We start from the raw sequence: 19,485 nt of genomic DNA, 5'->3' as shown, positions 1-19,485 counted from the left end.
GAGAGGGCTGGGGTGAGGGGCCCAGTGCGCAGAGACCTTACTTCAGCGTCCCCACCAGCGCCTTCCGGCTGTCTTCCAGCGACACCACGCGTTTACACACGTCTTTGCCGAACTGCTGGAAATCATCTTCCTGGTTTTTCCACTCGTTCTGAATGGAGGTTTGCAGGCCGCCCAGACTGCCCAGCACGCCCTGCAGCGGGTTACCGCCGCCTTTCAGCACCGCTTTGGCACCCATCTCGTTGATGCTGTCCTGCAGGATGCCGCCCATCGCCTGGTTCACCAGCTGCTGCCCGTCGGCACGGACCTGATCAATCGCCTTGTAGTGGAACGTCAGGCCGTCGGAGCGCGTCTCGATAATCCGGTTCATCTGTTCTTTAAGCTGCTTGTCCAGCTTCGTCAGGCGGGTGCGCATGTTGCTGCTCTCCCCCACCTCTTTGGTGATGATCTTATCCAGCGCCACGCGGCTCTTTTCGACGCGCGTCAGGGCACCTTCATTAATCCACGGCAGCGCGGTACGCAATTCGGACTGGTAGTCTTTCGCCTGCTCGCGCTGTGCGGCAGTCAGGTTGTACTGCTTGCCGTTATAGGTGACGTTCCCTTCTGGCGTAATCACCAGATTGCCGTTCTCGCCTTTGACCTGCACGGTTTGCGGGCTTAACACCACGTCATCACGCGGGGTGACGCTACATTGATAATCCGCATGGGCGGTGAATCCGGTTGCCATTAAAGCAACAGCCAGCAACGTTTTGCGCATCTTAAACACTCCCTCAGACAAAACGGGCCAGCTAATGCTGGCCCCTTACTGCTTTATTAGTCCCACCAAACGTCGAAAAGTTCGCTGACGCGGACATCTTCGAGCTTGTGGTCTTCAAGCCATTTACGGACCAGAGCCTGATGTTCTTCGGTGCATTTACCCACTTCCTGGGTGCAGATCAGGCCTTCCCAGGCCAGATAGCCGCTACCGTCGAAGGCCAGTTTGTTTGGCTCGATCACCTCGTTGATGAACGCATCCACGTCCTGATCGATCTGCTCAACGCTGGTGCCTTCCGGGAAACGCCACGCAACGGAGAAGCCCACTTCCTGGAATTCTTCGATGTGCATCTTTTTACGCAGACGACGGCTACGATTCTTTGCCATTATTTCACCCTCTCGAACATTAAGTCCCATACACCGTGACCAAGACGATGGCCACGCTGTTCAAATTTCGTTACCGGACGCGATTCCGGACGCGGTACATAGTCGTTGCTCGCAGACTGGTTTTTGTAACCGTCCAGCGACGACATCACTTCCAGCATATGTTCCGCATACGGTTCCCAGTCGGTCGCCATATGGAAGACACCGCCCAGCTTCAGCTTGCTTTTAACCAGCTCGGCAAACGGCGCCTGAACGATACGGCGTTTATTATGACGCGCTTTGTGCCACGGGTCAGGGAAAAAGAGCTGAACCATGGTTAAAGAATTGTCAGGAATCATTTTGTGCAGCACTTCCACCGCGTCGTGACACATCACGCGCAGGTTCTCAACGCCCTCTTCATGGGCCGTTGCCAGACACGCGCCGACGCCCGGGGAGTGGACTTCGATACCGAGGAAGTTCTGCTCCGGGCGCGCTTTCGCCATGGTCACCAGCGAGGCGCCCATACCGAAGCCAATTTCCAGCGTGATCGGTGCGTCGCGACCAAACAGCTCGCTGAAATCCAGAGGCTGCTCGCTGAACTCAACGCCCATCACCGGCCAGTAGTTGTCCAGCGCGTGTTGCTGACCTTTTGTCAGGCGGCCCTGACGACGGACAAAGCTGCGAATACGGCGCAGCGGGCGACCGTTTTCATCAAATTCCGGTGAAATGACGTCGTTTTTCATAAAAGAGTTGTCTGCTTGTGAGAATGTTCGGGAAACGGGCATTATCCAAAGTTAAGGCTTCTATGCAAGCATGGGAAAGATCCGGTTTACAGCAGATTGACGCTGTGCTGCAATCTGCGTCCCTGATTATGCGAATCGATGACCATGCAAGCCTCTCAATTTTCAGCCCAGGTGCTGGACTGGTACGACAAATACGGGCGTAAAACCCTGCCCTGGCAAATTGAAAAAACGCCTTACAAAGTATGGCTCTCCGAGGTGATGTTGCAACAAACGCAGGTCGCCACGGTAATCCCTTACTTCGAGCGTTTTATGGCGCGCTTCCCGACGGTGACCGATCTGGCCAACGCCCCGCTGGACGAGGTGCTGCACCTGTGGACCGGTCTTGGCTATTACGCCCGCGCGCGTAACCTTCACAAGGCCGCTCAGCAGGTTGCGACGCGCCACAACGGAAAATTCCCGGAAACCTTCGACGAGGTGGCCGATCTCCCCGGCGTGGGACGCTCAACCGCAGGCGCTATTCTCTCCCTGTCTTTAGGCAAGCATTTCCCGATCCTCGACGGCAACGTAAAGCGCGTGCTGGCACGCTGCTATGCCGTTGACGGCTGGCCGGGGAAGAAGGACGTTGAAAAACGCCTGTGGGAAATCAGTGAAGCGGTTACCCCGGCCAACGGCGTCGAGCGCTTCAACCAGGCAATGATGGATCTTGGCGCGATGGTCTGCACGCGCTCAAAGCCCAAATGCGAACTCTGCCCGGTGAGTAACCTCTGCGTGGCGTATGCCAACCATTCCTGGGCGCAGTATCCGGGTAAGAAACCCAAACAGACGCTGCCGGAGCGCACCGGCTACATGCTGCTGATGCAGCACGGTGACGAGGTCTTCCTGGCCCAGCGTCCGCCGAGCGGTCTGTGGGGTGGTCTATACTGCTTCCCACAGTTTGAAGATGAAGACTTGCTGCGTGAATGGCTTAAACAGCGTGGGATTGCTGCCGATAACCTGACGCAGCTGACCGCGTTTCGCCACACCTTCAGCCATTTCCATCTGGATATTGTGCCGATGTGGCTTCCCGTGTCCTCCTTCGCCTCGTGCATGGATGAAGGCACCGCTCTCTGGTATAACTTAGCGCAACCGCCATCAGTCGGGCTGGCGGCTCCCGTGGAGCGCCTGTTACAGCAATTACGTGCCGGTGCAATGGTTTAGCATCGGTCAAAAAAGAGGAATGAGTATGGCCAGAACGATTTTTTGTACTTTCCTGCAGCGTGACGCTGAAGGCCAGGATTTCCAGCTTTATCCGGGCGAGCTGGGTAAACGCATCTACAATGAAATCTCCAAAGAAGCCTGGGGACAGTGGCAGAAAAAGCAGACCATGCTGATCAACGAGAAGAAACTCAGCATGATGAACCCGGAACACCGCAAGCTGCTGGAGCAGGAGATGGTGAGCTTCCTGTTCGAAGGTAAAGACGTGCACATCGAAGGCTATACGCCACCGGAAAAATAATATCGAGCGGCTGTTGCCGGGTGGCGCTACGCTTACCCGGCCTACAAAACCGTAGGCCCGTGCAAGCATAGCGCCGCCGGGCAACAGCAACGACCAGGCAAACACAACACGCACTCCCGGAATGATGAAAAAACTTTTAGCGCTAGCCCTTGTTGCGCCGTTGCTGGTCTCGTGTTCGTCAAAAAAAGGCGATGATTACAACGAGGCCTGGATCAAGGACACCAACGGTTTTGACATTTTGATGGGGCAGTTTGCCCATAACATCGAGAATATATGGGGATTTAACGAAGTTCTTATTGCCGGACCTAAGGACTACGTTAAGTACACCGACGCCTATCTGACCCGTAGCCACATCAACTTTGATGAGGGGACGATCACGATTGAGACCATCGCAGGCACGGACCCTGCGGCACGACTCCGTCAGGCGATTATCAAAACCCTGCTGATGGGTGACGATCCGGGCTCTATCGATCTCTACTCCGATGCCGACGATATCACCATCTCGAAAGAGCCGTTCCTGTATGGTCAGGTTGTCGATCAGACTGGTCAGCCGATCCGTTGGGAAGGTCGCGCCACGAAATTTGCCGACTACCTGCTGCAGACGCGCCTGAAGAGCCGCTCTAACGGTCTGAAGATTATCTACAGCGTCACCATCAACCTCGTCCCGAACCACCTCGACAAGCGAGCGCATAAATATCTGGGCATGGTGCGTCAGGCCTCGCGTAAGTACGGCGTGGATGAGTCGCTGATCCTGGCGATTATGCAGACCGAATCCTCGTTTAACCCGTATGCGGTAAGCCGTTCCGACGCCCTGGGGCTGATGCAGGTGGTGCAGCACAGCGCCGGGAAAGACGTCTTCCGCGCGCAGGGGAAATCCGGCACGCCGAGCCGCAGCTATCTGTTCGACCCGCAGAGCAACATTGATACCGGTACCGCCTATCTGGCGATGCTGAACAATGTGTATCTCGGCGGTATCGATAACCCAACGTCGCGTCGCTATGCGGTGATCACCGCCTATAACGGCGGCGCGGGCAGCGTGCTGCGCGTCTTCTCGAATGACAAAGTGCAGGCTGCGAACATCATCAACAGCATGGCACCGGGGGATGTCTACTCCACCCTCACCACCCGCCACCCGTCTGCGGAATCCCGCCGGTACCTGTATAAGGTGAATACGGCGCAGAAAAACTATCGTCGTCGATAATCAACACACCTTCTCCTGCAAGGAGAAGGTGTTCTGCTTCCCCCCACCCATACGAAAATGTTATTTGCATCACAATCCAAACTGCAAATTAATGTGGATTGCATTTTTTTGCGGGAGGTAACAAAACATATCGTTGCCAACTGATAGAATTGCATCAAATAACAACCCTGAATGTTCCTATAACAACATATCTCCCGCTCACTTGTGAGGAAAGTAACATGAACCTTAAGCTGCAGCTTAAAATATTGTCGTTTCTGCAGTTCTGCCTGTGGGGTAGCTGGCTGACTACACTCGGCTCCTATATGTTTGTGACGCTCAAGTTCGATGGTGCGTCAATCGGTGCCGTATACAGCTCGCTCGGTATTGCGGCGGTCTTCATGCCGACGCTGCTGGGGATCGTGGCGGATAAATGGCTAAGCGCCAAATGGCTGTACATGCTTTGCCATCTGGTGGGCGCGGGGACGCTGTTTATGGCAGCCCAGGTGACCACGCCGGGGGCAATGTTCATGGTGATCCTGCTTAACTCGTTGGCCTATATGCCAACGCTTGGGCTGATCAACACCATCTCCTACTACCGCCTGAAATCCGCGGATATGGATATCGTGACCGATTTCCCGCCAATCCGTATCTGGGGCACCATCGGCTTTATCATGGCGATGTGGGGCGTGAGCTTCGCGGGCTTCGAACTGAGCCATATGCAGCTCTATATCGGTGCAGCGCTCTCCGTGCTGCTGGCGATCTTCACCCTGACGCTGCCAACCATTCCGGTGTCAAACCAGCAGAAAAACCAGAGCTGGAGCACCATGCTCGGCCTGGATGCCTTCGCGCTGTTCAAAAACAAACGCATGGCGATCTTCTTTATCTTCTCCATGCTGCTGGGCGCGGAGCTGCAGATCACCAACATGTTCGGCAACACCTTCCTGCACAGCTTCGATAACAACCCGCTGTTCTCCGGCAGCTTTATCGTTGAACATGCGTCGGTGATGATGTCCATCTCTCAGATCTCTGAGACGCTGTTCATCCTGACCATCCCGTTCTTCCTGAGCCGCTACGGCATCAAGAACGTCATGCTGATCAGTATCGCTGCGTGGATGTTGCGCTTCGGTCTGTTCGCCTACGGCGACCCAAGCCCGTTCGGCACCGTGCTGCTGGTGCTGTCGATGATTGTTTACGGCTGCGCCTTCGACTTCTTCAACATCTCCGGTTCGGTGTTTGTGGAAAAAGAAGTGAAGCCTGAAATCCGCGCCAGCGCGCAGGGTATGTTCCTGATGATGACCAACGGCTTCGGCTGTATTCTGGGCGGCGTGGTGAGCGGTAAAGTGGTTGAGATGTACACCACCAACGGCATCACCAACTGGCAGCCGGTGTGGCTGATCTTCGCGGCGTACTCGCTGGTGCTATTCTTCGCGTTCATCGCGCTGTTCAAGTACAAGCACGTGCGTGAACCGCACGGTGCGCAGCCGATCGCGCATTGATTGTTGTGCCCGGTGGCGCTAACGCTTACCGGGCCTACAAAACCAGACCGTAGGCCGGGTAAGGCGAAGCCGCCACCCGGCTATTTTATTCCAGACAGCACCCACCCTACCGACAATAAATCCGCGCTGCCGCCCGGGCTCAGGTTCCGTTCAATCAGTGCGTTATCCATTCTGATCAACGCCTCGCGGTCCCAGCCGTTAGCCAGCAATTCCCGCGCGTAGCCCTGAACGTAGCGCAGCCCTTCCATGCCGCCGCGAGATACCAGATTGCTGTCCTGATTGACGGCCATCAGGCGTAACAGCAGGCCGTGAAGTGAATGTCCATTCCACTGCGCCAGCGCCTTACGCACCGTCGCAAAGCCGCTCTCCGCCTCACCGCGCGCGCCGGTTAAGCCGTACTGCTGGAACTGTCGCTCGCCCGCCGTCGCCTGTCCGCTGCGTGCGGCCAGCTCCCGCGACACCAGCCCGCGGCAGATGTTACTCACCTCACAACAGAGGCTGTCTGCGGAGATATTTTTCACACGCCCGGCGGCGAAGCACAGTAAACCCAGGGCAAAAATCCCGCCCTTGTGAGTGTTCACCCCGTTCGTCGCGGCATACATCGCCTGCTCGCAGGCCAGCCCCATAGGGCGGAGAAGCCGTAGCTGTTCGCCAGCGGGTTTATCCGCATGCGCGCTGCCCAGTTCGGCAAAGCGCGAAAACCACGGCGTAATTGCCACGATGCTGCGGACAAACAGCGCGTGGTCCATATCGCGATGGGAACCGTTGTTGAGCGTGTCCACCAGCCCTGGCTTGGGCGTCAGCTCCAGCTCCTGCCACAGCGCCGCTTCGGCAAGCGCGGGCACGTCAGCCGGGCGCGGTTTAGTCGCGAGCAAACCAGTCATCGATCGTCTTCTCCACGCGTGAAACCACCTGTTCAACGGGGTGGTTACGCGAACGGGAACAGGCGTGGGCGGGCGCGTCGCAGATCAGGCAGCGCCTGAGATTCGCCCCCAGCGACTGACGTCCGACGTGGCCGTGCTGAGGGCAAATCACGTCCAGATCCCACAGCCTGCCGAGCGGGTGCGTCTGCTCCAGATCCGCACAGTGCGCTTTGATTTCCACCGCCGGATGGGCCACGCACCACAGAGCTTCTGGCCCGGTCGGGAGCCACAGTACCTGACGGTCCAGCACCTGCCAGCGGTTTTCCCACAGCAGCTGGTCGCACATCTGCAGCGCCACGCCCATGGTATTGCGATAGCGCAGGCTGTCCTTGATCTCCCCTGGCGTGACCAGCGTGAGGGAAATCACCGGTTGTTGATAGTGCTCAAGCATGTCAGCCTGGCGCGCTGCGCGGCGCTCTTTCGCCGCCAGCAGTTCGTCAAGGCTGACACCCGCCCGCACGGGTGTCGCTAAAGTCATACTTCCTCCTTCACCTGTCGCACGGTGTCGATCACGCTGCCGTCGCGGTAGCGGATCACCCCGACGATTTTGTCGGTAAACTCAATCGGTTTCGGGACGCCGGTCAGGGAGATCGCCCGCTCGTACAGCGCGTTGATATCCACCACCTTCAGCCCGGCTTCCAGCAGCCGCTCGCGGATTTCCGGGCGCGCCGGGTTGACCGCGATGCCGTGATCGGTAACCAGCACGTCGATGCTTTCGCCCGGCGTGAGGCGCGTGGTAACCCGCTTCACGACAGTCGGAATGCGGCTACGCAGCAGAGGGGCAACGACGATGGTCAGGTTCGCCGCGGCGGCCACGTCGCAGTGCCCGCCGGACGCGCCGCGCATCACGCCGTCGGAGCCGGTGATGACGTTGACGTTGAACTCGACGTCGATTTCCAGGGCGCTGAGGATCACCACGTCGAGCTGGTCGCAGCTTGCCGCCTTGCTGCCGGGGTTGGCGTAAACGTTAGTGGAGATCTCCACGTGGTTCGGGTTGCGCGCCAGCGAGGCCGCAGCCTGACCGTCAAAGCACTGGGTATCGAGCAGCTTTTCGATGAGCCCCTTCTCGTGCAGATCCACCAGGCTGCCGGTGATGCCGCCGAGCGCAAAGCGTGCCTTCACGCCACTGCGCTCCATCTTCTCTTCCATAAAGCGGGTGCAGGCCGTGGCCGCCGCGCCGGAGCCGGTCTGCATCGAGAAGCCCGGCTTGAAGTAGCCGGAATGCTCGATCACGTCCGCCGCATAGCGGGCGATCATCAGCTCGCGCGGGTTGCTGGTGACGCGCGCCGCGCCGACGCTGATTTTCGCCGGATCGCCCACGCTCTCAACCTGCACGATGTAGTCCACCTGGTCCTGCACCAGGCTGGCGGGCATATTCGGGAACGGCACCAGTTCTTCAGTCAGCAGCACCACCTTGCGGGCAAAGTGCGCGTCCACCATGGCGTAGCCCAGGGAACCGCAGCACGATTTGCCGTGCGTGCCGTTGGCGTTGCCAAACTCATCGCTGCACGGCACGCCGAGAAATGCCACGTCGATATTCAGCTCGCCGTCCTGGAGCAGCTTCACGCGCCCGCCGTGGGAGTGAATTTGCACCGGCTCGTCCATCAGCCCGTGGGAGATGGCATCCGCCAGCCTGCCGCGCATGCCCGAGGTGTAAATTCGGGTGATGACGCCGCTTTCGATATGCTCGATCAGCGCGTCGTTGCAGGTCATCAGCGAGCTGGAGGCCAGCGTCAGGTTTTTGAAGCCCATCCGCGCCAGCAGCGCCACGACGGTGTTGATCACCCAGTCGCCTTCGCGAAACGCATGGTGGAAGGAGATGGTCATCCCGTCCTGCAGACCGCAGCGCTTAACCGCCTCTTCAACAGAGGCGCAGAGCTTGCGGCTGTGCTTCGCATCGCTGTCCGCCAGCCACGGCGTGGTGCTGTGGGCGGTATCAAAGGGTTTTAAGTCCCGCAGATGGGGAAAATTCACATGAAGAAGTTCTGTCTGATTCATTGTCCTATCCTTACCGACGCACGCCGGAGGCCGCCGCGCGCTCCAGCACCACCTGCGCGTGGTTAATAATCGGTGCATCCACCATTTTGCCGTTAAGCGACACCACGCCCAGGCCGTTACGCTCACCCTCTTCTGCTGCCTCAATCACCCTTCTGGCGTGATCCACCTCTTCCTGCGTCGGGGCGTAGGCGTTGTGCAGCAGGTCAATCTGGCGCGGGTTAATCAGCGATTTGCCGTTAAAGCCCATCTTGCGGATCAGATCGACCTCGCGCAGGAACCCGGCCTCGTCGTTAACGTCTGACCACACCACGTCGAAGGCGTCGATACCCGCCGCGCGGGCGGCGTGCAGCACGGCGCAGCGGGCGTAGAACAGCTCGGTGCCGTCGCCGCGCTCGGTCTGCATGTCCATCACGTAGTCAAAGGCGGCCAGCGCAATGCCGATGAGGCGCGGAGAGCTGCGGGCAATCGCCACGGCGTTGATGACGCCAATGGCCGACTCAATCGCCGCCATCACGCGGGTGGAACCGATCTCGCGGCCGCACGCCTGCTCGATGCGCTCGAGGTGACCCTCCAGCTCGTAGATGTCGTCCGGGGTATCGGTTTTCGGCAGACGAATCACATCCACGCCTGCCCGCACGGCGGCTTCCAGATCCAGCAGGCCAAACGGCGTGCTCAGCGGGTTAATGCGCACCACGGTTTCGATATCCTGATACATCGGATGCTGCAGCGCGTGGAACACCAGCATGCGCGCGGTATCCTTCTCGCGCAGGGCAACGGCGTCCTCCAGGTCAAACATGATGGAGTCGGGACGGTAGATAAAGGCGGTGGAGAGCATGGCGGCGTTGGCGCCCGGCAGGAACAGCATGCTGCGGCGGAGTTTGCTCATTTCAGCGCCCCCCAGTTGATGGCCTGTTCATCGGCGGCACGCATCAGCGCGCTTTGCAGGCGGGCGCGGATCACACAGTCCAGCGCCCCTTTGTCTTCAATAATGATTAATCCCTGGTGCACGTTCATGGCGCGCAATGTGTCGTTGACCACCTGGCGAATATGCTCGCCAAACTGCTTAATCACTTCGCTGTGGATGACGATCTCCAGCTCGCCGTGAGCAGGAGCGATTTTCACCATCAGGTCGCTGGACTCCTGCGTTCCGGCCAGCGCCTCCCTTACAATTTTCATGATAAATTCCTGGTAGTTAAGCGACTTCCGCACTCGCACGATAATGCGTTTCGAGATGCGCGAAGGTGGAGTCCGGGACAATCTCCCGGATCCGGGAAAACTGCTGTGTCTTCAGTAATCGGCGCACTTCGGACGCCGATATGGCGTTGCCGGTGGCCTTGATGCGCGGCATTTCCACCACCTCGATATGCGAGGCCAGCAGGTCGTGCAGCGTCTGGTTGTACTGACGGGTGATATCGCAGAACGGCTCCGAGCCGATGAAGCGGTGCGTAATGCCGAGCGCCGGGGCGATAAAGTCCCGGAAGATCAGCACGTCGATCTCGCTCCACGCCTGCTGCACTTTGCCGGTCTCCTTCAGGAAGTAGGCCGGAAACGTGGCGCGAGAGATGATGTACTGCGAGCCTTCATGCACCACTACGTTCGGCAGATGCGCCACGCCCGCGCGCACCATCTCGAGCCGCGCGCTGAACGGGAAGAACGAGGCGTCTTCGCGCACCACGAACAGGTGCAGGGCGTCGCACTGCGCCGCCGCCTGCTCCACCAGATGGCGGTGGCCGAGGGTGAACGGATTGGCGTTCATCACGATGGCGCCAATCTTCTCCCCGCACTTGCGGTTCGCGCGCAGAGAACGGCAGTAGCGCGCGATCCCCTGCGGGGTGTTCTCCATCAGCACGGCGTTGTTCCCGCTCTGGGCAATCGGCCAGAAGCCGCTGCGGGCAAAACGCTCCCGGTTGCACGGACGGGTACAGAGGAAGAGGTGAAAATGGCCGCGCTCCAGCGCCGCATGTTCCACCTCTGCCAGCAGCCGCGCGCTGAGGTTCTCGCCGCGAAGCTGCTCGTTAACCGCCACGCACTTGATGACGTTGGCGGCAAGCCCTGCGCAACCCACCAGCTGCGAGCCGGACCAGGCTTCGACGAACAGCGTGATGTCGTTGTCCAGGCCAAGGCCGCTGTCTGCCAGCAGATAACGGATCTGACTTAAGCGTTCCGGATGTTTCGCCACCAGCGTGTGGCGAAAATCGATGAGTTGCGAGTGCATGCTGCCGCCTTACTTAGTGTGCTGCCGCAAGCCCGACGGCTGGCGCTTCCACGATCACGTTGCTCAGATGACCGATATGCTCGATCTCCACCTCAATGCGATCGCCCTCTTTCATAAACAGCGGCGGGTTACGCTTTTTACCCACCCCGCCCGGGGATCCGGTGATGATCACATCGCCAGGACTTAAGCGGGTGAAGGTGCTGATGTACTCGATCAGCTCCGCAACCTTGTGGATCATGCTGCTGGTGTTGTCTTCCTGCACCATGCGGCCGTTCAGCCAGGTGCGAATCGCCAGTTGGTGCGGATCGGGGATCTCATCCGCCGTCGCCATCCACGGGCCAAACGCGCCGGTCTGACGCCAGTTTTTACCGGCGGTGAACCAGGTGTGCTGCCAGTCGCGGGCGGAGCCGTCCATGTAGCAGCTGTAGCCCGCCACGTGGCGCAGGGCATCGTCGCGGCTGATGTTCTCTCCGCCTTTACCGATGATCACCGCCAGCTCGCCTTCGTAGTCGAATTCGCTGGAGTGGCGCGGCTTCAACACCGGCTCGTTGTGGCCGGTCTGTGAATCCGGGAAGCGGACAAACAGCGTCGGGGCCGGGTTGTGCTGGTCAAACTCCTTGCGCTTGTCGGCGTAGTTCATGCCCACGCAGAGGATTTTTTCCGGCTGCTCAATCACCGGTAAGAAGGTGATGGCGCTCATCGGCACGTCCACGGCATCGTTCAGGTAGCGGGTGGCCTGCGCCAACCCGTTGCCCTGCAGCAGCGCCTTGAGGTCGCTGTAGCGGTCGCCCAGACGGCGGCCTAAATCAATCACGCCGTCGGCCTGCACGATGCCGTAGCTGCGTTTTGCCTGGTATAAAAAGCTTGCGAGTTTCATTGTTCTTTCCTGAAAACTTAAACGAGGAAGTTGCCCAGAATCAGCAGAGAGATGGAGACGTTAATCGCCCCGCCGATACGGGTAGCAATCTGGGCGAACGGCATCAGGCTCATGCGGTTACCTGCGGTCAGGATCGCCACGTCGCCGGTACCGCCCTGGCCGCTCTGGCAGCAGGAGACGATGGCGACATCAATCGGGTGCATGCCAATCTTTTTGCCGACGAAGAACCCGGTCGCCACCAGCGCGGAGACGGTGCTGATAATCACCAGCAGGTTGGTCAGCGTGAAGGCGGCCACCAGTTCATGCCATGGGGTGATGGCCACGCCAACGGCAAAGAGAATCGGGTAGGTCACAGAAGTCTGGAAGAATTTGTACACCACCTGAGAGCCTTCCAGCAGGCGCGGAGAGGCGCCGTTGCAGAGCTTCACCAGCACCGCCATAAACAGCATGCCGACCGGCGCAGGCAGGCCAATCAGCTTGTGGCCGAGCATGCCCAGCATGTAGAGCAGCACCGCCAGCAGCGCGCCGGAGGCGATCGTGGTCACGTCCGCTTTGCCGGAGAATGCAGGCTGAGAGACGGTGGCATCGGCATTGGCGCGGTTAGGCATCAGCTGGCCTTCACCGGTCAGATGCGGGTAGCGTTTACCAAGCTGGTTCAGGCAGCCGGAGATGATGATCGCCGTCAGACCGCCGAGCATGACCATCGGCAGCACGCGACCGAGCGCCACGCCCTGGTCCATATGCAGCAGGGTGGCATAGCCGATGGAAAGCGGGATCGCCCCTTCCCCTACGCCGCCCGCCATGATTGGCAGGATGATAAAGAAGAAGATCTGGAATGGCTCAAGACCCAGCGCCAGGCCGACGCCCATCCCCACCAGCATGCCGACGATTTCGCCGCACAGCATCGGGAAGAAGATGCGCAGGAAGCCCTGAATCAGCACCGTGCGGTTCATGCTCATGATGCTGCCGACAATAATGCAGCAGATGTAGAGGTAGAGAATGTTGGTGGATTTGTAGAACTTAGTGGTGGACTCGACCACCACGTCCGGCAGCAGGCCGTAATAGACCAGCGCGGAAGGGATAAAGGTGGCGCAAATCGCCGCCGCACCGAGCTTACCGACAATCGGCAGGCGTTTGCCAAACTCGCCGCAGGCAAAGCCGAAGAAAGCCAGCGTCGCCACCATCACCACGATATCGCTCGGCAGTTTTCCGCCCAGGCAATCAATCGCGATCAGTGCCCCCGCCAGAACGAACAGCGGCAGAGGAATAATCCCGATTTTCCAGGTATCCATAATATGCCACCAGCGCTCTTTAAGCGAAGGTCGCTGAATTTCAATCGGGTCGTGGGTAACAGAGAAAGAATCGTCAGTTGTGCTCATAATAAGCCCCTTGGTTATTTTGTGCGTTCAGCTTAGAGTCACAAAGGCTTACTTTATGTGAGGAATGGCATATTAAAAGCGAAGTTTTAATGGCAGCTATGGTTTTAATGGTTTCTTTTATTTAATGTGATTTATGCCTTATTTATTGTCGTGGTTTTTATGGTTTCTTTTCTGAATTGAACAAACAAATAACATTTATTCGTGCAGCCAGATGCCACCCGTCTTTGGGATAACGCTTTTACAGCGCCCGCTGTGCAAGGGATCACAAGTTTTCGGCAAAGCGGGCGCCCGCGTGAAAAAAGATGATATATTGGCGATCTTTGTCGCTACCTTGCGTGAGAGTTATGAAAGTCTCTTTCCAGATAAAGCTGTTTATTTCGCTGGTTGCCTTTTTCTCAGTGCTTTTTGCGTTACTGGGCGGATATTATTATGCCGATGTCGGGAAACAGCTTTATCAGGAAATGAGCACGCGCGCCAAAATACAGGCTGAAGAGATTGCACTTATTCCAACATTGCGACATGAAGTTGAACAAAAGAATATCATCGCCATCCATGATTTTATGCAGAAGATTTCTGCGCACAGTGACGCCAGCTTTATTGTGATTGGCGATAATAAGGGCCAGCATCTTTTTCACTCCGTCTTCGCCGACAGAGTGGGCACCACGCTGGTAGGCGATGACAACGAAGCCGTATTGCAGGGTAAAAGCACCACCACCATCCGCAAAGGCGGGTTGGGCATTTCGCTGCGCAGTAAAGCCCCCATTTTCAACGCTGCCGGACAGGTGGTCGGCATTGTTTCGGTCGGCTATCTCACCAGCTACCTGGACACCATTACCGTCAGTAAAGTGGTCAATATCCTGATTGCCGCGGTGCTGCTGCTGATTGCTCTCTTTATCTTCTCCTGGTTCTTTACCCGCAGTATTAAGAAGCAGATCTTCTCCCTCGAGCCGCGCGAGATCGGCCTGCTGGTGCGCCAGCAGAAGGCGCTGATGGAGTCTATTTATGAAGGGGTGATTGCCATTGACGATCAACGGCGGATTGAGGTGATCAACCAGGCGGCGCGCAAGCTGCTGGGGCTGAGCCAGCCGGCCCGCGAGCTGCGCGGGCAGCTGATAAGCCAGGTGATCGATCCGGTCCCGTTCTTCGACACGCAGACGATGCTGGCGAAAGATACCCATGATGAGATTTGCCGTTTTAACGATCTCACGGTGATTGCCAGCCGGGTCCACATTATGCTTGAGGGATCGCTGCAGGGCTGGGTGATCACCTTCCGCGATCGCAACGAGATCGACTCGCTGAGCGCCCAGCTTAGCCAGGTCAAACGCTATGTCGATAACCTCCGCATAATGCGTCATGAGCAGCTAAACCGGATGACCACCCTCTCCGGCCTGCTGCACATGGGCCGCTATGAGGAGGCGATTGGCTACATTCAGGCGCAGTCTGAACACGCCCAGGAGCTGCTGGACTTTATCTCTTCGCGCTTTAGCTCCCCGACCCTGTGCGGCCTGCTGCTGGGCAAAGCCGCCCGCGCGCGGGAGAAAGGCGTCGAACTGAGTTTCGACCCGGCCTGTCGTCTGGACAGACCGTTCCTGCCGCTGGGGGAGCAAGAGCTGATTTCGATTATTGGCAACCTGCTGGATAACGCCATCGAAGCGACACAGCGGTCGCCGCTTCCCCACGCGCCGGTGGAGGTGCTGATAAAGCTCAGCGAACAGGAGCTGATCATTGAAGTGGCCGACCAGGGCGTGGGCATCAAGCCAGAGATCCGTGACCGGATCTTTGAACGCGGCATCACCACCAAAACACGCGGCGATCATGGGATTGGTCTGTATCTGATCGAAAGCTATGTCACACAGGCTGGCGGCGCGATAGAAGTTGCCGATAATACGCCGCGCGGCGCCATTTTCTCCCTGTTTATCCCGGCCACGGGAACCGCCCGGCAACTGGAAGACACCGACTATGCAACATGAACTTATCGACGTACTGATTGTTGAAGACGAGAACGAACTGGCGCAACTGCACGCGGAGCTGATAGGCAAACATCCGCGTCTGAGGCTGGTGGGCATTGCCTCGTCGCTGGCTGCGGCCCAGGCAGAGCTTGCAAACAAACAGCCGCAGCTGGTGCTGCTGGATAACTATCTGCCGGACGGCAAAGGGATCTCGCTGATCAATAACCCCATGCTGACCCGCGCCAACTGCTCGGTGATTTTTATCACTGCCGCCAGCGATATGGACACCTGCAGCCAGGCGATCCGCAACGGCGCGTTCGACTACATCCTCAAACCCGTCTCCTGGAAGAGGCTCAGCCAGTCGCTGGAGCGGTTTGTGCAATTTGCCGAACAGCAGCGGGTCTGGAAGATTGTCGACCAGCAGAACGTCGATTCGCTGTATCAGCTTCAGGCGAAAAACTACCGCCAGGACAACGGCAGCAAGGGTATTGAGGAAAACACGCTGGCGCGGGTGCAGTCGCTGTTTAACGACAAGGCAACGCACTGCTTTACCGTGGATGAAGTGGTAAGCGAGACGGGGTTGAGTAAAACCACCACCCGTCGCTATCTGGAGCACTGCGTGGAGACGGGGTTTCTCAGCGTGGAGATGCTGTACGGGAAGATTGGGCATCCGAGGAGGATGTACAAGCGTAGTGCGGTTTAACTCCCCTCACCCCGGCCCTCTCCCCAAAGGGGCGAGGGTGAAAAGACGGCTCCGTGCAATCCCCTCTCCCTTTTGGGGAGAGGGTTAGGGTGAGGGAGTCTACTTCAACACATACCCATACAGCCGCTTAATCCCGTCGGCATCCTTCTCGCTGTAAACGCCCTGCAGCTCCGGCGAGAAGCCCGGCAGCAGGTTGATGCCCTCCTCCAGCGCCAGGAAATAACGCTGTACCGCCCCGCCCCAGACTTCCCCCGGGACCACGCACAGTACGCCCGGCGGATAGGGCAGCGCCCCTTCGGCCGCAATTCGCCCTTCGGCATCCCGGATGCGAACCAGCTCCACGTCTCCGCGAATATACGCCTGATTGGCATCCTGCGGGTTCATCACCACCTCAGGCAGGCTCTCCTTGCGGAACATCGCCTTCTGCAAATCCTTCACGTCAAAGCTGACGTAGAGATCGTGCATCTCCTGGCACAGCTGGCGGAGGGTATATTCCCGGTAACGCACCGGGTATTTCTGGAAGATCGTCGGCAGCACGTCCGCCAACGGCGTATCGTCTTCAATATGCTGTTCAAACTGGCCCAGCATCGCCACCAGCTGCGCCAGCTTCTCGCTGCTTTCAGCAGGCGTCAGCAGGAACAGAATCGAGTTAAGGTCGCATTTCTCCGGCACGATGCCGTTTTCACGCAGGTAGTGCGCCAGAATCGTCGCCGGGATCCCGAAATCGGTGTACTCCCCCGTCTCGGCATCGATGCCCGGCGTGGTCAGCAGCAGCTTGCACGGGTCGACAAAGTACTGCTCGCTCGCATAGCCCTCAAACCCGTGCCAGTTGGCCCCCGGCTCGAAGCTGAAGAAGCGCAGCTCGCTGGCAATGGCGTGCGTCGGATGATCCTGCCACGGCCGCCCCGCCACCACCGGTGGGATAAACGGTTTGATCATATGGCAGTTGGCAATGATCGCCTTGCGCGCCTCAATGCCCAGCTCGACGCACTCCGCCCAAAGCCTGCGTCCGCTCTCCCCTTCATGTATTTTCGCGTTGACATCCAGTGCCGCAAACAGCGGGTAAAACGGGCTGGTGGAGGCATGCAGCATAAAGGCGTTGTTCAGCCGCTTGTGCGGGCAGAAACGCGCCTGACCACGAATGTGGTTATCCTTTTTATGGATCTGTGAGGTTTGCGAAAATCCGGCCTGTTGTTTGTGCACCGACTGGGTCACGAAAATCCCCGGATCGTTCTCGTTCAGCTCCAGTAACAGCGGGGATGTTTCCGCCATCATCGGAATAAACTGCTCGTAGCCCACCCAGGCGGAGTCAAAGAGGATGTAGTCGCACAGATGGCCGATCTTGTCGATCACCTGACGGGCGTTGTAGATCGTCCCGTCGTAGGTGCCTAGCTGAATGATCGCCAGGCGGAACGGACGCGCCTCGTCGGCCTTCTCCGGCGCCGCCTCGCGGATCAGATCCCGCAGATACGCGTCATCAAAGCAGTGGTCGTCAATCCCGCCAATAAAGCCAAACGGGTTACGCGCGGCCTCAAGGTAAACCGGCGTGGCACCCGCCTGGATCAGCGCCCCGTGGTGGTTAGATTTATGGTTGTTGCGGTCGAACAGCACCAGATCGCCGCGGGTGAGCAGCGCGTTGGTCACCACCTTGTTGGCCGCCGACGTCCCGTTCAGCACGAAGTAGGTTTTATCTGCGTTGAACACTTTCGCCGCGAATTTTTGCGCATGCTTGGCGGACCCTTCGTGGATCAGCAGATCGCCCAGCTTCACGTCGGCATTGCACATGTCGGCGCGAAATACGTTCTCACCGAAGAAATCATAGAACTGCCGCCCTGCCGGGTGTTTTTTGAAAAAGGCGCCGTGCTGGTGTCCTGGACAGGCGAAAGTGCTGTTGCCCATCTCCACATACTGGCTCAGGGTGTCGAAAAACGGCGGCAGCAGGTTCTCTTCGTAACGGCTGGCAGCAGTTTCCAGCTCCAGAAACTCCTGATCTTTACCCGAGATGACCGCGGTGGCGCCGTCAGGCATCTCCGTTGGCTCCTGCGAGAAAATAAACACCGGTAAATGAAAGCCCGTGCGTTTCAGCAATGCAAGGATGCCGCTGCGACTCTCTGTCGTCGTCATGACAACGGCTGCCACATCGGTGAAATCCGTGCTGTCCAGAGTCACCTTTTCGCGGTGCGTAGACACAGTTGAGAGCAGCTCGCGGCTGACGGCGATTTTCATGGTTTTCATAAGCGCAATTACCCTCACCGAACGGTGAGACACGGAGGAGAAAATTCGCGCAATAATGTCACCTTTTATTTTGAGGTGCAAGAAGGAATCAGTATGCACGAAACCACCCAAAGCTAAGGCCCGCGCAGTGCTGACGTGCCATAATAATGCAATATCAATGATTAAATAACAGGAGTTAATTTTGGTTATCGGGCCATTTATCAACGCAGGAGCCGTATTGCTGGGCGGCGTACTCGGCGCAGTGCTAAGCCAGCGGCTGCCGGAGCGTATTCGCACCTCCATGCCCTCAATATTCGGCCTGGCATCGTTAGGGATCGGTATTCTGTTGGTGGTCAAATGCGCCAACCTGCCGGTGATGGTGTTGGCCACCCTGCTCGGCGCGCTGATTGGCGAATTTTGCTATCTGGAAAAAGGCATTAACAGCGCGGTGAGCAAAGCCAAAAACCTGATAGCCCGACCGGGCAAGGCGAAACACGGCACGCACGAGACGTTTATTCAGAACTATGTCGCCATCATTATTCTGTTTTGCGCCAGCGGCACCGGGATTTTCGGTTCGATGCAGGAAGGGATGACGGGCGACCCGAGCATTTTGATTGCAAAAGCGTTTCTTGATTTCTTCACCGCCACTATTTTTGCCACCACACTCGGCATTGCCGTGGCGGCGATTTGCGTCCCGATGCTGCTTATCCAGCTGGCACTGGCTACCTGCGCCACGTTAATTCTCCCGCTCACCACGCCGGCGATGATGGCAGACTTTACCGCCGTCGGCGGCCTGCTGCTGCTGGCTACCGGGCTGCGCATCTGTGGGATCAAGATGTTTGCCGTGGTGAACATGCTGCCCGCACTGCTGCTCGCCATGCCGCTCTCCGCACTCTGGACGCACTTTTTCGCTTAAGGATGCGGCGAAATGGTGAGAGATTGCGCAGTCCGTAACGAAAACAACATTTTTCGTTGACGCCACCGGGCAGATCGGGTTTAATGCGCCCCGTTGCCCGGATAGCTCAGTCGGTAGAGCAGGGGATTGAAAATCCCCGTGTCCTTGGTTCGATTCCGAGTCCGGGCACCACTATTTAGAAAACCCAGCCTATGGCTGGGTTTTTGCTATATGGCTACGGCCGATTTCTGGGCGCTGATAAGCGTGGCTTTCATGCAGGCACGCTTACGCTAATAGCCCGGTAA

19 protein-coding genes and 1 tRNA gene are annotated in these 19,485 nt (G+C 58.1%); 8 read left to right on the top strand and 12 right to left on the bottom strand.

From position 1 onward, the window contains the following. Positions 1-37 precede the first annotated feature (37 nt). Genes BFG58_RS14030 through trmB form a run of 3 tightly spaced genes read right to left on the bottom strand, consistent with a single transcriptional unit; the run spans position 38 to position 1,856 of the window. Positions 38-754, bottom strand: a complete 717-nt coding sequence (locus BFG58_RS14030) for a DUF2884 domain-containing protein (RefSeq protein WP_008499762.1) — start codon at positions 752-754, stop codon at positions 38-40. A gap of 56 nt (positions 755-810) precedes the next feature. Then, positions 811-1,137 (bottom strand): YggL family protein, encoded by a 327-nt coding sequence (locus BFG58_RS14025; protein ID WP_003862421.1) that lies wholly within the window; start codon positions 1,135-1,137, stop codon positions 811-813. Next, complete coding sequence (gene trmB, locus BFG58_RS14020; protein ID WP_045909936.1) at positions 1,137-1,856, bottom strand: tRNA (guanosine(46)-N7)-methyltransferase TrmB; 720 nt, start codon at positions 1,854-1,856, stop codon at positions 1,137-1,139. Before trmB ends, BFG58_RS14025 begins: the two co-directional genes overlap by 1 nt. Positions 1,857-2,000: 144 nt before the next feature. On the opposite strand from trmB, the gene mutY reads away from it, so the two are divergent. The 4 genes from mutY to BFG58_RS14000 all read left to right on the top strand — a co-directional run bounded on the left by mutY (position 2,001) and on the right by BFG58_RS14000 (position 6,027). Further along, on the top strand, positions 2,001-3,053 hold the full coding sequence (gene mutY / locus BFG58_RS14015; protein ID WP_175430174.1) for an A/G-specific adenine glycosylase: 1,053 nt from the start codon (positions 2,001-2,003) through the stop codon (positions 3,051-3,053). Between the two features lie 25 nt (positions 3,054-3,078). Further along, positions 3,079-3,351: an oxidative damage protection protein gene (locus BFG58_RS14010; protein WP_008499765.1), complete on the top strand. Its 273-nt coding sequence runs from the start codon at positions 3,079-3,081 to the stop codon at positions 3,349-3,351. 124 nt (positions 3,352-3,475) lie between these two features. Then, complete coding sequence (mltC, locus tag BFG58_RS14005) at positions 3,476-4,552, top strand: membrane-bound lytic murein transglycosylase MltC (protein WP_014885201.1); 1,077 nt, start codon at positions 3,476-3,478, stop codon at positions 4,550-4,552. A gap of 218 nt (positions 4,553-4,770) precedes the next feature. Next, positions 4,771-6,027, top strand: a complete 1,257-nt coding sequence (locus BFG58_RS14000; RefSeq protein WP_008499767.1) for a nucleoside permease — start codon at positions 4,771-4,773, stop codon at positions 6,025-6,027. An 80-nt stretch (positions 6,028-6,107) separates the two neighbouring features. On the opposite strand, the gene citG is transcribed toward BFG58_RS14000, so the two are convergent. Genes citG through BFG58_RS13960 form a run of 8 tightly spaced genes read right to left on the bottom strand, consistent with a single transcriptional unit; the run spans position 6,108 to position 13,419 of the window. Further along, positions 6,108-6,911: a triphosphoribosyl-dephospho-CoA synthase CitG gene (gene citG, locus BFG58_RS13995; protein ID WP_069719978.1), complete on the bottom strand. Its 804-nt coding sequence runs from the start codon at positions 6,909-6,911 to the stop codon at positions 6,108-6,110. Continuing rightward, entirely contained in the window at positions 6,889-7,428 is a 540-nt protein-coding gene (citX, locus tag BFG58_RS13990) for a citrate lyase holo-[acyl-carrier protein] synthase (RefSeq protein ID WP_023618643.1), read from the bottom strand. Before citX ends, citG begins: the two co-directional genes overlap by 23 nt. Then, on the bottom strand, positions 7,425-8,948 hold the full coding sequence (citF, locus tag BFG58_RS13985; RefSeq protein ID WP_069719977.1) for a citrate lyase subunit alpha: 1,524 nt from the start codon (positions 8,946-8,948) through the stop codon (positions 7,425-7,427). The genes citX and citF overlap by 4 nt, the downstream gene beginning before the upstream one ends. Positions 8,949-8,958: 10 nt before the next feature. Continuing rightward, the gene (citE, locus tag BFG58_RS13980; protein WP_023344877.1) at positions 8,959-9,834 is read right to left on the bottom strand and encodes a citrate (pro-3S)-lyase subunit beta; all 876 of its coding nucleotides are present in this window, start codon (positions 9,832-9,834) and stop codon (positions 8,959-8,961) included. Next, positions 9,831-10,124, bottom strand: a complete 294-nt coding sequence (citD, locus tag BFG58_RS13975) for a citrate lyase acyl carrier protein (protein WP_021242087.1) — start codon at positions 10,122-10,124, stop codon at positions 9,831-9,833. Before citD ends, citE begins: the two co-directional genes overlap by 4 nt. A gap of 16 nt (positions 10,125-10,140) precedes the next feature. Next, complete coding sequence (gene citC, locus BFG58_RS13970) at positions 10,141-11,163, bottom strand: [citrate (pro-3S)-lyase] ligase (RefSeq protein ID WP_069719976.1); 1,023 nt, start codon at positions 11,161-11,163, stop codon at positions 10,141-10,143. A gap of 13 nt (positions 11,164-11,176) precedes the next feature. Further along, positions 11,177-12,040: a fumarylacetoacetate hydrolase family protein gene (locus tag BFG58_RS13965; RefSeq protein WP_069719975.1), complete on the bottom strand. Its 864-nt coding sequence runs from the start codon at positions 12,038-12,040 to the stop codon at positions 11,177-11,179. A gap of 17 nt (positions 12,041-12,057) precedes the next feature. Further along, positions 12,058-13,419 (bottom strand): 2-hydroxycarboxylate transporter family protein, encoded by a 1,362-nt coding sequence (locus BFG58_RS13960; RefSeq protein WP_021242090.1) that lies wholly within the window; start codon positions 13,417-13,419, stop codon positions 12,058-12,060. Between the two features lie 344 nt (positions 13,420-13,763). On the opposite strand from BFG58_RS13960, the gene BFG58_RS13955 reads away from it, so the two are divergent. Both BFG58_RS13955 and BFG58_RS13950 read left to right on the top strand, forming a co-directional pair. Continuing rightward, entirely contained in the window at positions 13,764-15,389 is a 1,626-nt protein-coding gene (locus BFG58_RS13955; RefSeq protein ID WP_069719974.1) for a sensor histidine kinase, read from the top strand. Beyond that, entirely contained in the window at positions 15,379-16,071 is a 693-nt protein-coding gene (locus BFG58_RS13950; protein ID WP_069719973.1) for a response regulator, read from the top strand. The genes BFG58_RS13955 and BFG58_RS13950 overlap by 11 nt, the downstream gene beginning before the upstream one ends. Positions 16,072-16,170: 99 nt before the next feature. Here BFG58_RS13950 and BFG58_RS13945 read toward each other — a convergent pair whose 3' ends face one another. Further along, positions 16,171-18,306, bottom strand: coding sequence for an ornithine decarboxylase (locus BFG58_RS13945; RefSeq protein ID WP_069719972.1), 2,136 nt, complete (start codon positions 18,304-18,306; stop codon positions 16,171-16,173). Positions 18,307-18,487: 181 nt separating this feature from the next. Between BFG58_RS13945 and BFG58_RS13940 the strand changes: the two genes are divergently transcribed. Both BFG58_RS13940 and BFG58_RS13935 read left to right on the top strand, forming a co-directional pair. After that, a complete protein-coding gene (locus BFG58_RS13940; RefSeq protein ID WP_032653359.1) occupies positions 18,488-19,201 on the top strand; it encodes a DUF554 domain-containing protein in 714 nt (237 codons plus the stop codon). 95 nt (positions 19,202-19,296) lie between these two features. Next, a tRNA-Phe gene (locus BFG58_RS13935) sits at positions 19,297-19,372 on the top strand. Positions 19,373-19,485 lie beyond the last annotated feature (113 nt).

Origin of the sequence: Enterobacter sp. ku-bf2, from assembly GCF_001742765.1 — a bacterium.
GTDB lineage: Bacteria > Pseudomonadota > Gammaproteobacteria > Enterobacterales > Enterobacteriaceae > Enterobacter > Enterobacter quasiroggenkampii.
Note: the sequence above shows the minus strand (reverse complement) of the source record. Positions and strands in the feature narration are given on the sequence as shown.

Bases quoted from the DNA above. Each gene is read 5' to 3' on its own strand.
- BFG58_RS13965 (WP_069719975.1), bottom strand. From the start codon at position 12,040: ATGAAACTCGCAAGCTTTTTATACCAGGCAAAACGCAGCTACGGCATC.
- BFG58_RS13950 (WP_069719973.1), top strand. From the start codon at position 15,379: ATGCAACATGAACTTATCGACGTACTGATTGTTGAAGACGAGAACGAA.
- BFG58_RS14010 (WP_008499765.1), top strand. From the start codon at position 3,079: ATGGCCAGAACGATTTTTTGTACTTTCCTGCAGCGTGACGCTGAAGGC.
- citC (WP_069719976.1), bottom strand. From the start codon at position 11,163: ATGCACTCGCAACTCATCGATTTTCGCCACACGCTGGTGGCGAAACAT.
- BFG58_RS14000 (WP_008499767.1), top strand. From the start codon at position 4,771: ATGAACCTTAAGCTGCAGCTTAAAATATTGTCGTTTCTGCAGTTCTGC.
- citE (WP_023344877.1), bottom strand. From the start codon at position 9,834: ATGAGCAAACTCCGCCGCAGCATGCTGTTCCTGCCGGGCGCCAACGCC.
- trmB (WP_045909936.1), bottom strand. From the start codon at position 1,856: ATGAAAAACGACGTCATTTCACCGGAATTTGATGAAAACGGTCGCCCG.
- citG (WP_069719978.1), bottom strand. From the start codon at position 6,911: ATGACTGGTTTGCTCGCGACTAAACCGCGCCCGGCTGACGTGCCCGCG.
- BFG58_RS13945 (WP_069719972.1), bottom strand. From the start codon at position 18,306: ATGAAAACCATGAAAATCGCCGTCAGCCGCGAGCTGCTCTCAACTGTG.
- BFG58_RS14025 (WP_003862421.1), bottom strand. From the start codon at position 1,137: ATGGCAAAGAATCGTAGCCGTCGTCTGCGTAAAAAGATGCACATCGAA.
- citF (WP_069719977.1), bottom strand. From the start codon at position 8,948: ATGAATCAGACAGAACTTCTTCATGTGAATTTTCCCCATCTGCGGGAC.
- BFG58_RS14030 (WP_008499762.1), bottom strand. From the start codon at position 754: ATGCGCAAAACGTTGCTGGCTGTTGCTTTAATGGCAACCGGATTCACC.
- mutY (WP_175430174.1), top strand. From the start codon at position 2,001: ATGCAAGCCTCTCAATTTTCAGCCCAGGTGCTGGACTGGTACGACAAA.
- citX (WP_023618643.1), bottom strand. From the start codon at position 7,428: ATGACTTTAGCGACACCCGTGCGGGCGGGTGTCAGCCTTGACGAACTG.
- citD (WP_021242087.1), bottom strand. From the start codon at position 10,124: ATGAAAATTGTAAGGGAGGCGCTGGCCGGAACGCAGGAGTCCAGCGAC.
- mltC (WP_014885201.1), top strand. From the start codon at position 3,476: ATGAAAAAACTTTTAGCGCTAGCCCTTGTTGCGCCGTTGCTGGTCTCG.
- BFG58_RS13960 (WP_021242090.1), bottom strand. From the start codon at position 13,419: ATGAGCACAACTGACGATTCTTTCTCTGTTACCCACGACCCGATTGAA.
- BFG58_RS13955 (WP_069719974.1), top strand. From the start codon at position 13,764: ATGAAAGTCTCTTTCCAGATAAAGCTGTTTATTTCGCTGGTTGCCTTT.